This is a genomic window from Polaromonas sp. LjRoot131 (assembly GCF_964252805.1).
In the GTDB taxonomy this organism is placed as follows: domain Bacteria; phylum Pseudomonadota; class Gammaproteobacteria; order Burkholderiales; family Burkholderiaceae_C; genus Polaromonas.
This window is the reverse complement of sequence record NZ_CAXUPF020000002.1, coordinates 838,288-851,216: the sequence shown is the minus strand read 5'-3', so window position 1 is coordinate 851,216 and position 12,929 is coordinate 838,288. Positions and strand designations below refer to the sequence as shown.

Annotated in this window: 13 protein-coding genes; 4 read left to right on the top strand and 9 right to left on the bottom strand. The window is 66.1% G+C overall.

Annotation, left to right across the window (positions count from 1 at the left end):
* Positions 1–8 precede the first annotated feature (8 nt).
* The 4 genes from ACSQ27_RS14575 to ACSQ27_RS14560 all read right to left on the bottom strand — a co-directional run bounded on the left by ACSQ27_RS14575 (position 9) and on the right by ACSQ27_RS14560 (position 3,813).
* A complete protein-coding gene (locus tag ACSQ27_RS14575; protein ID WP_436156196.1) occupies positions 9–2,093 on the bottom strand; it encodes a TonB-dependent siderophore receptor in 2,085 nt (694 codons plus the stop codon).
* Positions 2,094–2,364: 271 nt separating this feature from the next.
* Complete coding sequence (locus ACSQ27_RS14570; protein ID WP_436156195.1) at positions 2,365–2,796, bottom strand: ABC transporter substrate-binding protein; 432 nt, start codon at positions 2,794–2,796, stop codon at positions 2,365–2,367.
* 51 nt (positions 2,797–2,847) lie between these two features.
* Positions 2,848–3,123, bottom strand: a complete 276-nt coding sequence (locus ACSQ27_RS14565) for a zf-TFIIB domain-containing protein (RefSeq protein WP_436156194.1) — start codon at positions 3,121–3,123, stop codon at positions 2,848–2,850.
* Between the two features lie 21 nt (positions 3,124–3,144).
* Positions 3,145–3,813: a Bax inhibitor-1/YccA family protein gene (locus ACSQ27_RS14560; RefSeq protein ID WP_436156193.1), complete on the bottom strand. Its 669-nt coding sequence runs from the start codon at positions 3,811–3,813 to the stop codon at positions 3,145–3,147.
* A 111-nt stretch (positions 3,814–3,924) separates the two neighbouring features.
* On the opposite strand from ACSQ27_RS14560, the gene ACSQ27_RS14555 reads away from it, so the two are divergent.
* A complete protein-coding gene (locus ACSQ27_RS14555) occupies positions 3,925–4,806 on the top strand; it encodes a LysR family transcriptional regulator (RefSeq protein WP_436156192.1) in 882 nt (293 codons plus the stop codon).
* 418 nt (positions 4,807–5,224) lie between these two features.
* On the top strand, positions 5,225–5,647 hold the full coding sequence (locus tag ACSQ27_RS14550) for a GreA/GreB family elongation factor (protein WP_436156191.1): 423 nt from the start codon (positions 5,225–5,227) through the stop codon (positions 5,645–5,647).
* Here the strand turns inward: ACSQ27_RS14550 and ACSQ27_RS14545 are convergent.
* Positions 5,644–6,378, bottom strand: coding sequence for an enoyl-CoA hydratase/isomerase family protein (locus tag ACSQ27_RS14545; protein ID WP_436156190.1), 735 nt, complete (start codon positions 6,376–6,378; stop codon positions 5,644–5,646). The two genes, ACSQ27_RS14550 and ACSQ27_RS14545, sit on opposite strands and share 4 nt — an antisense overlap.
* A 120-nt stretch (positions 6,379–6,498) precedes the next feature.
* Between ACSQ27_RS14545 and ACSQ27_RS14540 the strand changes: the two genes are divergently transcribed.
* Together ACSQ27_RS14540 and ACSQ27_RS14535 are read left to right on the top strand one after the other, a co-directional pair.
* The gene (locus ACSQ27_RS14540) at positions 6,499–6,834 is read left to right on the top strand and encodes a hypothetical protein (RefSeq protein WP_436156189.1); all 336 of its coding nucleotides are present in this window, start codon (positions 6,499–6,501) and stop codon (positions 6,832–6,834) included.
* A gap of 110 nt (positions 6,835–6,944) precedes the next feature.
* Positions 6,945–7,349, top strand: a complete 405-nt coding sequence (locus tag ACSQ27_RS14535) for a hypothetical protein (RefSeq protein ID WP_436156188.1) — start codon at positions 6,945–6,947, stop codon at positions 7,347–7,349.
* A 24-nt stretch (positions 7,350–7,373) separates the two neighbouring features.
* Here the strand turns inward: ACSQ27_RS14535 and ACSQ27_RS14530 are convergent, their stop codons facing one another.
* From ACSQ27_RS14530 to ACSQ27_RS14515, 4 genes are all read right to left on the bottom strand, one after another.
* Positions 7,374–8,672: a D-amino acid dehydrogenase gene (locus ACSQ27_RS14530; RefSeq protein ID WP_436156187.1), complete on the bottom strand. Its 1,299-nt coding sequence runs from the start codon at positions 8,670–8,672 to the stop codon at positions 7,374–7,376.
* Positions 8,669–10,120: an NAD-dependent succinate-semialdehyde dehydrogenase gene (locus ACSQ27_RS14525; protein ID WP_436156186.1), complete on the bottom strand. Its 1,452-nt coding sequence runs from the start codon at positions 10,118–10,120 to the stop codon at positions 8,669–8,671. Before ACSQ27_RS14525 ends, ACSQ27_RS14530 begins: the two co-directional genes overlap by 4 nt.
* A gap of 96 nt (positions 10,121–10,216) precedes the next feature.
* A complete protein-coding gene (locus ACSQ27_RS14520; protein ID WP_436156185.1) occupies positions 10,217–12,055 on the bottom strand; it encodes an ABC transporter ATP-binding protein in 1,839 nt (612 codons plus the stop codon).
* Complete coding sequence (locus ACSQ27_RS14515; protein ID WP_436156184.1) at positions 12,055–12,924, bottom strand: ABC transporter permease; 870 nt, start codon at positions 12,922–12,924, stop codon at positions 12,055–12,057. The genes ACSQ27_RS14520 and ACSQ27_RS14515 overlap by 1 nt, the downstream gene beginning before the upstream one ends.
* Positions 12,925–12,929 lie beyond the last annotated feature (5 nt).

Sequence of the window (12,929 nt, the reverse complement as noted above, 5' to 3'; positions counted from 1 at the left end):
GGCGTGCTTTAGAAGAAGTAGGTGGCGCTGACGATGAAGTTGCGCGGCGCGGCCGGCGACACCACGTTGGCGTTGACCGCGCCGTCGTAGTAGGCCTTGTTGAACAGGTTCTTCACGCCGGCGGTCAGGCGCCAGTTGTCGGCCGTGTAGGTCAGCGACGCATCGGCCACGAAGTAGGACGGCAGCGTGAAAGGCAGGGCCCCGACCTGCTCGCTGACGTAGCGCCCGCCCAGGCCCAGGGTGACGCGCTGCAGCTCCGGCAGCCGCCAGGTAGCCCACAACGCGGCGACGTGGCGCGGCGTGAGGATGGCGGGCTTGCCCACGATGGACGCGTTGTTGTCGCGTGTGACCTTGGCGTTCGTGTAGGTGTAGCTGGCGGTGAGCTTGACGCCGGCCGCGACGTCGGCGCCGACCTCCAGCTCCAGGCCGCGCGAACGCTGCTCGCCGGTCTGCACCGAGAAGCCGGTGTTCAGCGGGTCGGCCGTGGTGACGTTGCGGCGCTTCAGGTCGAACAGCGCCATGGAGCCGGTCAGGCCGCCGCCCGGTTTTTCGTACTTCAGGCCGCCCTCCCATTGCTTGCCGGTCTCGGGGTCGAAAGGCGCGCCGGCGAAGGTCTGGCCGCTGACGGGCAGGAAGGATTCGCTGTAACTGCCGTAGGCCGACCAGCCGGGCGTGAACTCGTAGACCAGGCCGGCCGAGCCGGTGGTGGCCTTGTCCTTCTGCACGATGCGGGTGCCGCGCACCAGGTCGTCGATCTCGTTGCGCGAGGTCTCATGGCGCAGGCCCAGCAAGGCGGTCCAGCCGCCGCCGAACTTCACCTGGTCCTGCAGGTACAGCCCCGCCACCGAGAGTTTGGACGGTGCGTTGGTGCCGGCGGTGGCCGGGCAGGTCACCGGCACGCCGTAGACCGGATTGAACAGGTCGAGCGCGCCTATGCTGCAGGTGAAACTGGCCTGCCGGCTGGTGCCGCTGCGCGCGTCCAGCCCCGCCACCAGCCGGTGCGCCAGGCCGAGCGCCTCAAACTTCGCCAGCAGCGACGTGTCCGTGGCGAGGATGTCGTAGTTGAGTTTTTGCAGCGTGGCGGAACGGTTCTGCAGCCGCTGGTTGGCCTGCAGCGCCTGGTTGGCGACGAAGCGGCCCTCGCCGGTTTCTTCCTCGTAACGCACGTTCTGCCGCAGCACCAGGTTGGGGTTGAACTGGTGCTCCAGCGCATAGCCCAGCGTGACCTGCTTCACGTCGTAGGAGCCGAAGGAGGGCTCGCCCGCGAACATCGTGAGAGGCAGCTTGCCGTTGCGGTTGGGCAGCAAGGTGCCGTAGGGTGAAATCCCCTGCAGCCGCATCCAGCGCGAGCGGCTGTAGGTGGCGAACAGCACGAGGTCGGTGGACGGGCCCAGGTCCAGCGAGAGCGAGGGCGCCAGCCACTGGTCCTTGCGCCAGACGGAATCGACCGGGTCGTCGGTGTCGGAGGTGTAGGCATTGACGCGAAACGCCGACTTGCCCGACTCCGACAGCGGCCGGTTGAGGTCGGCGGACAGCGTCTTCAGGCCGAAGCTGCCGGCCTCGACGGACACTTCGCTCATGGCCTCGCGCTTGGGCCGCTTGCTCACGGCGTTGACCAGGCCGCCGGGCTGGACCTGGCCGTAAAGGATGGAAGATGCGCCCTTGAGCACCTCGAAGCGCTCGTAGCCATAGGGCACCAGGCGCGTCCACATGCCGGGGCTTTGCACCAGGCCGTCGATCAGGATGGATTCGGTGGAGCGAAAGCCCCGGATGTTGATGTCGTCGAAACCGCGCCGGCCGAAGTTGACGGGGCTCACGCCAGCCACGGTCTGCAGCGCCTGCTGCAGGGTGGCCGACTGGCGCGATTCCATCTGCTCGCGCGTGACCACGCTGATGGATTGCGGCGTCTCCAGCAGGCGCATGGGCGCCTTGCCGGCGGTTTCCGCCTGGGCCGGCGCGAAGCCCACGTCTTTTTCCGCCGTGGTATTGATGCGCACCTCGCGCAGCGCCGGCCCCTCGGCCGCGACCGACGCGGCCGGCTCCGTCTGCGCGCCGGCGAGCTGCGCCACGCCCAGCGCCAGGGGCGTCAGCACCAGCGATGCAATGAATCGGCCAAGCGGAAGCTGCGCGCGCGGGGCGGAAGTTACGGAATGTTGAGGTCGGGAAAAGAAGAAACGGGCGCGATCGTGGGCCATGACAGTGAAGCGCTGGGCGCAGGCAGGTTGCTGGCTGGCTTCATCTGGACAGAGGATCGCTGGCGGAGGTACACAGTGTAGCTCAGATGAGAACTATTCCTATTGATCACCTGCCCGCAGCGCTGCAACCTGGCCGAAATGTGCGAAGCGGTTCGCACCGGCCAGGCCATCACTTCACCGCGGCGCGGGCGGCTTCGGCCTTGCGTTTGGCTTCGTCGGCCTTGTGCTGCAGCTCCTGGGCTTCCTTCTCCGCGTCCTTGGCCTTGGCTTCCTTGTCGGAGGCGGAACTGCCGGCCAGCGCATTGCCGGCCAGGGTGCCGGCGGCCGCGCCCACGGCAACTGCGCCCATGGTGCCCATCAAGCCGGGTCCGCGGGCAGCGGGGGCGGCCGCGGCGGCCGGCGCTGCGGTGGCCGCAGGTGCGGCGGCGGGTGCCGGGGCCTTGGCCGCTGCCGGAGTGGCTGGGGCATTGCCGATCCGGGCGGACGGCATGGATCGGCCGCCCCCGCCGATGCGCTTGGCGAATGCCAGCGAGGGAACGGTCATTGAAGCGATGGTCACGGCGATCACGGTAGCGGCGGTGGTGCGAACAGAAGTTTTCATGGTGTTCCTGAAATAAAAATGGATGAGAAAGAGTGAGGGAGAGCGCGGGCCTCAGTCGAATATCTCGCTGAGCCAGGACTTGGGCTTGCGCCTGCCATAGCCGCTGTGGTGGCGATAGTCCGAATCCTCGAAGTCAGGACGGCGGGCGGGGTGCTGATAGGCCGCCTGCGGCACCGGCGCCGGCGCGGCGGCCGTGTCGCGTTCGATGAGCTTGTCGAGCTCGCCGCGGTCCAGCCACACGCCGCGGCATTGAGGGCAGTAGTCGATCTCGACGCCTTGGCGCTCCGTCATGACCAGGGTGACGTCGGGGCAATGAGGGCATTTCATAAGTTTCTCCTTGACCTTCAATTAGTCGTTGTTGCCGCCGAAGCCGAAGAGGCTCAGCAGGCTGGTGAAAAGGTTGAACAGGGAGACGAAGAGGCTGACAGTGGCCAGCACGTAGTTGGTCTCACCGCCGTTCACGATGCGGCTGGTTTCAAACAGGATCATTCCCGCCGAAAGCAAGGCCACCATGGCCGACACGGCCAGCGCCAGCGCGGGCATTTGCAGGAACATTGCCGCCAGGCCGGCCAGGATCGCAATCACCATGCCGGCGAACAGGAAGCCGCCCATAAAGCTGAAGTCACGCCGTGTGGCCAATACCCAGCCGGACAAGGCCAGGAAGGTCACGCCCGTCGTGCCAAGCGCCAGCGAGATCGCCTGCGCGCCACCCGGCAGGGCCAGCACAGGGCCCAGCGTGTAGCCCATGAAGCCGGTAAGGGCAAAGACCGCGGGGATGGCCCAGCCGCTGTTCTGCACCTTGTGGATGAGGAACAGCAAGCCGAAATACCCGGCCAGCGTGATGATCAGCCCCGGGGCCGGCAGCTTGAAGACGACACCCAGCGCGGCCATGGCGGCGCTGAACAGCAGCGTCATGGACAACAAGGCATAGGTGTTGCGGAGCACCCTGTGCTTCGCAATGGTGGCGCCCCAGCCGGGGCTTGCGGTTTGAGAGGGAACAGCTAAGGGTTGGTTCATGGTTGTCCTTTCGTGATGCAGACGATCTGCGGAGGGTCATTACAGAATAGGACTCCGATGCACAAAGAAAAAGCAGAGAATGGTTGAATAACAATCCCGTAAAACCTGAAGATGAGCCTCGCATTCAACTACCGGCACCTGTACTATTTCTGGGTGGTTGCCAAGGAAGGCGGCATGTCGCACGCGGCGGCGCGGCTGAACATGGCGGTGCAAACCATCAGCGCGCAGGTGCGCGAACTGGAGAAGGACCTGGGATGCCAGCTGCTCAAACCCGCCGGGCGAGGCCTGGCACTGACCGAAGCCGGCGAGCTCGCGCTGCGCCAGGCCGAGCAGATCTTTCAGCTGGGAGAAGCGCTACCCGACCTGGTACGCAACGCCGCCCAGGTCAAGTCGGTCCGGCTGACGGTAGGCATTGCGGACGGCCTGCCCAAACTGGTGGTGCAGCGCCTGCTGCAGCCGGTGCTGGGCACACCCAACCTGCGGCTCGTATGCCATGAGGGTGAAATGGCCGACCTCCTGGCCGACCTCGCCATGCACCGGATGGACGTTGTGCTGTCCGACCACCCCGCGCCCTTCAACCCACACTTGAAGGTGCACAACCACTCGCTGGGCACTTCAGGGATGGGCTGGTATGCGTCGCAGCATTGGTTCAAGCTGGCCCAGAAAAATTTCCCCGCCTCGTTGGGCAAGGTGCCCGTTCTGTTGCCCACTTCACATTCCACCGTTCGCGGTCCGCTGGACCAATGGCTGGCCCAGCGTGGATTGCGTCCGCAGGTTGTCGGCGAGTTTGAGGACAGCGCCCTGCTGGAAACCTTTGGCGGCAGCGGCCTGGGTGTCTTCCCCGCCGCGCTGTCGGTACAGGACGACCTCATGAAGCGTCACCAGGTCCGCTTGCTGGGTCCTTGCGATGGGGTAGCTGAGCACTACTACGCGATCAGCACCGAGCGCAAGGTGAAGCACATCCTGGTCCAGCACCTGTTCACCCGAGCCTGATCGGCAACGCAGACCCCGGATTACGACGACCTCGGTTAGCTCTACGTACCTTCGCGGTCCGGAGTGGGGAGGGGCAAGGCGTCGTATGGAGTCAAGGGTGTGCTCGCAATACCCCCATGCGAAGTGCGACATGCGCTGGCCGATTGCATCAGCAAAGTCACAACGCTAGACTTCATCGCATGTGTTCCACCCCCATCAAGCTTGCATCCAGCGAAGCATTCAGTGCGGCGCTTGCTTGTCGTGCACGCCGCTTGATCGTGGGCATGGGTACACGCGCTTGTCAGCCGGCCGCACATCCATAAGCCCGGCGATCCACCCCCACTCTTTTCGCGCAAACCTCAGATCGCCGGGCGCCCAGCCCGCGCTTTGACGCGTGTCTTGCTTATAGGCCAGCGTCCGGACCCTGAAGGAATTCTCCGTGGAAATTTCCATTGTTGAGCGTACGCTCACCGAACTGGACCATATTCGAATCCTCAAGCTTTTGCGTCGCGATGCAAGTGGCAATGGATTCCCCTCACTGCGGCGAGCCGTCGAAGAAATGCTCGACACCTCTGCTTTCGTAGCATCAAAGCAGGTGTCGCCTGACGTGGTGACGATGAACTCGGAGATCCTGCTGCGTGATCTTCAGACCCGCCAGCTCAACACGCTGAAGCTGTGTTATCCCCCGGACGCTGATCCGGCGGTGGGTTTCGTATCTGTGCTGTCCCCCGTGGGCATCAGCCTGCTTGGGCTACGGGTGGGCAACGTCGCACGCTGGGCCACACCCGGGGGCGACCAAAGGGCGGCCGAGATCCTGGCAGTGCCTTTTCAGCCGGAGTCCAGAGGCGACTACACGACTTAGCAGGTGCAGCCAGGCATGCCCTGGTCTGGAACTCCGCCGCCGCCCAAGGCGCGCTGCGCATCGTTTTCAAGCGCGATGGCGTGGTCGAAATCGCGAAGGCCGATGTCGTTGAGAACCCGTTTGAAGCTGGCCGCAACCGCGGGCTGAAGCGATGCCAGCCTGGCGCCGATTTGCCGGGACGCCGATTCGAGCTCCGCGTCGGGCACCGCTTTCCAGACAAGTCCCCAGGCCAGCGCCTGCGCGGGCGAGAACTCCTCGCCCAGCAGCATCAGCGCCTTGGCGCGCGCTAGGCCTGCATAGGCGGGTAGTGTTGCGGTCAATCCACCGGTCACAAACACCCCAATCGATGCCTCCGGCAGCTTGAAGCGCGCGCTTTCCCCCGCGACCACGATGTCGGCATTGAGCATCCACTCGAAGCCGGCGCCGACAGTCCAGCCATGGACCGAAGCGAGCACCGGCTTGGGCAGGGACACCAGTGCTTTGGACACGGCCTGCACCAGGACCAGGTCCTCTTCCGTGGGTGGCGCACTGACATCCCTCCCCGCACAGAATGCCCGGCCGTTGCCGCGCAGCAGCAGCACCCGGACGGCATCGTCGCGTGAGGCCTGGTCAATGGCGGCAAGAAGCGCGCGGGCCAGCTCGTTGTCAATCGCATTGAGTTTGTCGGGACGGTTCAGGGACACGGTCATGATGCCGTCCGCGAGCTGGGTGAGTAGTTTGGGGCTTGTCATGGGTTTGATTCTGAACCAGGCGGCGAGGATTTCCTGAGCATGGTTACGATGGCGCCTAACCTATCCTTCAAGCGGACTGGGCTGCGGCTATCTATTAAATCAAACGTCAGGTCACACAAAATGCCACTTCTCTTTGGGCCGAAGAATTCCCGGTACACCTACACCGGAACACCTTGTCCGCACAACGACCTTGCCTTGAAGTCAAATGCGAGAACGCTGGGCGAGGCAATTCGAGACTATGAAAACCACTTCAGTCTAAAGATCAAAGCATGCGACGAGCCTCTACCCGGGGAGTCCGAGGTGAAATACTTCCTTGTCACTGATGCCGGAACCGGGCTCTTCCACTACGTCGACATCCATATTTTCCGTGGGGAGGCGGAGATTTGTCCGAAGCAAGACACCGCTTTTATGCTGGAGCCAGGCGATCTTGTTGAAATGGGAGAACTGATATGTTGAAGAAGGTGGCCAGCGCACAGTGAGGCCCGCGAGGCGACCCTTCCGCGGGGAGCATCGCCTGGGCAAGCCGAGGTTCGAGTCTCCCATACCAAACGTAAGGTTTCATCACCATGTCCAGCATCGTCTATGGTCATATTTTTTGCTCCGATTCGAGCACAGCATCAGTCGATCACAATTTGCAAGTACTGGGGAGCCTCCCCAGATCCGGCACTTATCTCGTCTGCGGCATGTTCTCGCTGCTTCCCCAGTCCAGAGGCCACAGCTATTACGGTGCGTTGATTCACTTCGCCGCCGAATACAAAGAATTTTGGGTCTTGAACGATGATTGGATCGCCGAGTACGAGGCGCTTTTAGAGCGGCTTTCCTGGTCGAGTTCCGAAGTTATTCATACCTATACGGGGCAGAGATACACCTGGGGTTCACGAGAGATCGCAGGCTCATCCTCGATTCGAGGCACGCCTATTTCGGGAAGAATCGAATTTGCCTCCTATCACGACCTGCCCCGCCAGGGATAGCCAGTCTTTGAACAGAAGACGGCTTCAGGTACGCAGGCCGGGCTCGGTCAAGGGTCCGCTCGATGGCCGTGGTGTGGGTTGCGCATAACGCTCTACCGACAGGTCGTCGGCGCGGATCTCGGGCGCATGGCCGCTCATGACGTCGGCCAGCACGCGCGCGGAGCCGCAGGCCATGGTCCAGCCCAGCGTGCCGTGGCCGGTGTTCAGGTACAGATTGGGCAGCGGCGTGCGGCCCACCAGCGGCGTGCCGTCCGGGGTCATGGGCCGCAGGCCGGTCCAGAAGGTGGCGGCCTGGGCATTGCCGGCTCCGGGGAACAGCTCGTTCAGGCACAGTTCCAGCGTTTCGCGGCGCCGCGGGTTCAGGCGCAGGTCAAAGCCGCGCAGCTCCGCAATGCCGCCCACGCGGATGCGGTGCTCAAAACGCGTGATGGCGATCTTGTAGCTTTCGTCCAGCACGGTCGACACCGGCGCGCGGGCCGCATCGGCAATGGGCACGGTGATCGAATAGCCCTTGACCGGATAGACGGGAATCTTCACAGCCTCGGGCAGCATGGCCGTGGAATACGAACCCAGCGCCATCACATAAGCGTCGGCCGTGCGCAGGCGGCTGCCCTGCAGCACACCGGCCACGCGGCCGCCACAGACTTCCACGCCGTCGATGGCTTCGCCGAAACAAAAGCGCACGCCCATTGCTTGGGCCAGGTGGCCGATGCCGGTGGTAAACAGGTGGCAGTCGCCGGTCTCGTCGCCGGGCAGGCGCAGGCCGCCGACCAGCGGCCCTGTGGCGATGGCCGGTTCGGCGCGCGCAAGGTCGTCAGGCCCCAGCAGTTCGTAAGGAACGCCCGCGGCGCGCAGCACGGCCACGTCCTTGCCGACGGCGTCGAGCTGCGCCTGGGTACGGAACACCTGCAGCGTGCCGCCCTCACGGCCTTCGTAACGCAGGCCGGTGTCTTCGCGCAGCTGCGCCAGGCAGTCGCGGCTGTATTCGGCCAGCCGCAGCATGCGCTCCTTGTTGACCGCATAGCGCTGCGGGCTGCAGTTGCGCAGCATCTGCCACATCCAGCGCAGCTGGTCCATGCTGCCGTCCAGGCCGATGGCCAGCGGCGCATGCTTCTGGAACATCCAGCGCAAGGCCTTCAGCGGCACGCCGGGCGCGGCCCACGGCGCCGCGTAGCCCGGCGACACCTGGCCGGCATTGGCGAAACTCGTTTCCCGCGCGGGACCGGGCTGGCGGTCGACCACCGTCACCTCGTGGCCCGCCTTGGCCAGGTAGTAGGCCGTGGTGGTGCCGATCACGCCGGCCCCCAGGACAAGTACTTTCACGTGAGATTGCCTTGACAGAGGTACTTGGTGTGCAGGTATTCGTCCAGGCCCCAGTGTGAGCCTTCGCGGCCGTAGCCCGATTCCTTGACGCCGCCGAAGGGCGCGGCCTGCGCCGCGATGGCGCCCTCGTTGATGCCGACCAGGCCGGTCTCGAGTGCGGAGGCCACGCGCCAGACGCGCTTGATGTTGTTGGAGAAGAAGTAACCGGCCAGGCCGAAAGGCGTGTCGTTCGCCTGCGCGATCACCTCGTCTTCGGTGCTGAAGCGGAATATGGGCACGACCGGGCCAAAAGTTTCCTCGCAGGACAGCTCCATGTCGGGCGTCGCGCCGGTCAGCACCGTGGGCGCGAAGTAGTTCGGGCCGTTGGCGACTTCCGTGCGCACGCGGCTTCCGCCCACGACCGCCTTCGCGCCTTTGGCCACGGCGTCGTTCACGTGGCGTTCGATCTTGTCGACCGCCCGCGCGTTGATCATGGGGCCGATCTCGGCCTCCGCCCAGTTGGCCGGGCCGACCCGCAAGGCGCCCACGCGGGCCGCCAGCTTGTCGACGAAGCGGTCATGCACCGCCTCGTGCGCGAACACGCGATTCGGGCTCACACAGGTCTGGCCGCCGTTGCGGAATTTGGCGGCCATCAGGCCTTCGACGGCGGCGTCCAGGTCGGCGTCCTCGAACACGATGAAGGGCGCGTTGCCGCCGAGCTCGAGCGAAAGCTTCTTGACCGTGCCGGCCGATTCGCGCGCCAGTATCTTGCCCACGGCGGTGCTGCCGGTGAAGCTGACCTTGCGCACGCGGCCGTCGCGCAGCCACTCACCCACCACCTCCGGCGTGCGCTCGCGCGAGGCGGGCACGATGTTCAGCACGCCGGCGGGAACGCCCGCTTCCTCGGCGAGCTTCACGAGGGCCAGGGACGTGAGAGGCGTGTCTTCAGCGGGCTTGGCCACCACCGTGCAACCCGCCGCCAGCGCGGGGGCGATCTTGCGCGCGATCATCGCCGCGGGAAAATTCCAGGGCGTGACCACGGCGACGACGCCGACGGCCTCACGCAACACCAGGAAGCGCTTGCTCGACACCGGCGCGGCGATGATCTCGCCGTGGGCGCGCACGCCCTCTTCGGCGAACCACTCCACATAACCGGCGCTGTAGGCGATTTCGCCGCGCGATTCCGCGAGCGGCTTGCCCTGCTCGCGCGAAATCAGTTCGGCCAGCGGCTCCACGTCGCGCTCGATCAGCGCCTGCCATTTCTTCAGGATCAGGCAGCGATCGCGCGGCGAGCGGGCCTTCCAGGCGGGCAGTGCCTCTGCCGCCGCGTCGGCGGCCAGCCGCGCGTCCGCCGCGCCGCCGTCGGCCGCCAGGGTGATCAGGCTGTCGTCGGCGGGATTGCACACCTCGAATTGGCGGCCGTCCTGGGCAGCTTGCCAGCGGCCCGCGATGTAGTTCAGTGTTTGCATGTCAGTTCAATCTGTTCAGTTCAATGAAAAATTCCGGTGGCGCCCAGGCGCCGGTCTCCAGGCGCACGCGGCGCCCACGGGATCGGGTCTGACGAATCAGGCCGTGCATTCGCGCGGCGGCGCCTTGACCTGCTGCAGCTGCAGCAAGTCGTCGGCGCTGCGGTGGCAGAAGACCTCCACGCCGCCTTCGAGTTCATGCCGTGGCGGCGTCTTGCTGTCGCAGAGGCCGGCCACGCGCAGGGGGCAACGGTCCAGGAAGCTGCAGATGCCCGCGCGGTCGACGGGCGCCTGCACCAGCGGCAGGGCCGCGCGCTGCGCCGCCCCGACCTCGTCCAGCCATCCCGGGCGCAGCTCCGGAACGGAGTTGGCCAGCAGGTGGAAGTAGGGATGGCGCGGCGCATGCGCGAAAGCCGAGCGCGTGAGCGACTCCACCTTCTGGCCGGCGTACAGCACCACGATCTCGTCGCACACCGCGCGCACGGTGTTCATGTCGTGGCTGATGAACACGTAAGACACCCCGAGTTCCTTGCGCAGTTGCGCCAGCAGGTCCAGGATGGCGGCGCCCACCACCGTGTCCAGCGCGGAAGTGACTTCGTCGCACAGGATCAGGTCGGGATCGGCGGCCAGCGCGCGCGCCAGGTTGACGCGCTGCTTCTGCCCGCCGGAGAGCCCGGCAGGCAGGCGCCGGGCGCAGGCCTGCGGCAGCTGCACCAGGTCGAGCAGCTGCGCGATGCGCTTGTCCAGCGCCTGGCCCTTCAAGCCGCGGTACAGCTGCAGCGGCCGCGCGAGGATGTCGGAGATGCTGTGCGAAGGATTGAGCGCCGTGTCCGCCATCTGGAACACGATCTGGATGCGGCGCAGCTCCTCGGGCGAACGCTGCGACACCCCGCGCGGCAGCGGTTTTCCGTCGAACATGATCTGGCCGCCGGCGGGCGCGATCAGGCCGGCGACGACGCGGGCCAGCGTGGTCTTGCCGGAGCCGGACTCGCCGATGACACCGATCGCCTGGCCGCGGTACAGGTTCAGGCTCACATCGTCGAGCACCGGCGAGGCAGGCCGGCCATGCTTGTCCAGCGGCCCATAGCCGGCCACCAGGTTGCGCACCTGGAGCAGCGGTATGGCGCCCTCGGCCACTGTTTCGCCGCTGCGCGCCTTGGGATTCGCCGCGGCGATCAGGCTGCGCGTGTAGTCGTCCTTGGGCGTCTGGATGATCTGCGCCGTGGTGCCGATCTCGCGCTCGGCGCCGTCGCGCAGCACCAGGATGCGGCCGGCCATCTGGGCCACCACCGCCAGGTCGTGCGTGACGTAGACCGCCGTGGTCCGGCGCTCGCGCACCACGCGGCGGAAGGCGTGCAGCACCTCGATCTGGGTGGTGACGTCCAGCGCCGTGGTGGGCTCGTCGAAGATCACCAGGTCCGGGTCGCTCATCAACGCCATCGCGGCCATCAGGCGCTGCAGCTGCCCGCCCGAAACCTGGTGCGGGTAACGCTGGCCTATGCTGTCGGGCTGCGGCAGCGCCAGCTCGCGGAACAGCGTCACGGCTTTTTTCTCGGCCTCGGCGCGCGGCATCAGCGAATGGATGTGGGCGGTTTCCACCACCTGGTCCATGATGGTGCGCGAGGGGTTGAAGGAAGCGGCGGCGCTCTGCGCGATGTAAGAGACGCGGCGGCCGCGCAGGCGGCGCCGTTCGGCTTCGCTGAGGCCCAGCACGTCGGTGTCGCCGATGCGCACGCTGCCGCCGGCAATGCGGCAGCCGCGCCGCGCATAGCCCATGAGCGCCAGGCCTATGGTGGTCTTGCCCGAGCCGGATTCGCCGATCAGCGCCAGCACTTCGCCGGGCTCGATGCGGAAGGAAACGCCCTTGACGATCTCTGTTTCGCCGCCGGCGGCTTGCGCCACGACGCGCAGGTCATTCACGAGGACAGTGGCACCCATCAGTTTTTCTCCCGGTCTGCGTCGGTATGGCCCGGCAGGTTGTCGATCACCAGGTTGACCGCGATGGTCAGCGCGGCAATGGCGAACGCCGGGGCGAGCACGGAGACACCACCCAGCGGCAAGGCGCCGAGGTTCTCGCGCACCAGGGAGCCCCAGTCGGCCATCGGCGGCTGCACGCCCAGGCCCAGGAAGCTCAGGCTCGCCAGCAGGCGCAGGGCGTAGACGAAGCGCAGGCCCATGTCGGCCAGCAGCGGGCCGGTGATGTTGGGCAGGATCTCGCGGCGCATGATGTAGGCCCGGCGTTCGCCGCGGGCGCGCGCCACCAGCACGTAGTCCATGGCGTTGATGTTCACGGCCAGCGAGCGGATGATGCGGTAGGCGCCCGGCGCGTAGACCACGGCCGTCACCGCGATCAGCAGCGGGACCGAGGAGCCGAAACCGGCGATCACCACCAGCGCGAACATCTTGCTCGGGATGGACACCAGCGTGTCCAGCACGCGGCTGAGCACCGCGTCGACCGCGCCGCCCGCCACGGCGGCCAGCAGGCCGAGCACCGCCCCCACGCCGCAGGCGATCAGCGTGGCGACAAAGGCCACACCGATGGTGTAGGGTGTGCCGACCACGATGCGCGTGAGCATGTCGCGGCCCAGGTAGTCTGTGCCCAGCCAGTGCTGCGCGCTCATGCCCTGGAACACACCGGCGTCGGACATCTCGCCCAGCGCGCTGTCAGGCACGAAGCAGGCGAAGATCCCCACGGCCACCCAGAAGGCCAGCACGGCCAGACCGAGTTTGCCGGCGCGCGACCAGCCCGCGAGCCAGGCGCGGCGCCGGGTAACGGCCGTCGAAGGAACAAGTGTTGCAATAGTCATAGGGA

Excerpts from the sequence above, each read along its gene's own strand:
- ACSQ27_RS14520 (WP_436156185.1), bottom strand. The coding sequence starts at position 12,055 with ATGGGTGCCACTGTCCTCGTGAATGACCTGCGCGTCGTGGCGCAAGCC.
- ACSQ27_RS14570 (WP_436156195.1), bottom strand. The coding sequence starts at position 2,796 with ATGAAAACTTCTGTTCGCACCACCGCCGCTACCGTGATCGCCGTGACC.
- ACSQ27_RS14560 (WP_436156193.1), bottom strand. The coding sequence starts at position 3,813 with ATGAACCAACCCTTAGCTGTTCCCTCTCAAACCGCAAGCCCCGGCTGG.
- ACSQ27_RS14540 (WP_436156189.1), top strand. The coding sequence starts at position 6,499 with ATGCCACTTCTCTTTGGGCCGAAGAATTCCCGGTACACCTACACCGGA.
- ACSQ27_RS14535 (WP_436156188.1), top strand. The coding sequence starts at position 6,945 with ATGTCCAGCATCGTCTATGGTCATATTTTTTGCTCCGATTCGAGCACA.
- ACSQ27_RS14525 (WP_436156186.1), bottom strand. The coding sequence starts at position 10,120 with ATGCAAACACTGAACTACATCGCGGGCCGCTGGCAAGCTGCCCAGGAC.
- ACSQ27_RS14515 (WP_436156184.1), bottom strand. The coding sequence starts at position 12,924 with ATGACTATTGCAACACTTGTTCCTTCGACGGCCGTTACCCGGCGCCGC.
- ACSQ27_RS14555 (WP_436156192.1), top strand. The coding sequence starts at position 3,925 with ATGAGCCTCGCATTCAACTACCGGCACCTGTACTATTTCTGGGTGGTT.
- ACSQ27_RS14545 (WP_436156190.1), bottom strand. The coding sequence starts at position 6,378 with ATGACAAGCCCCAAACTACTCACCCAGCTCGCGGACGGCATCATGACC.
- ACSQ27_RS14565 (WP_436156194.1), bottom strand. The coding sequence starts at position 3,123 with ATGAAATGCCCTCATTGCCCCGACGTCACCCTGGTCATGACGGAGCGC.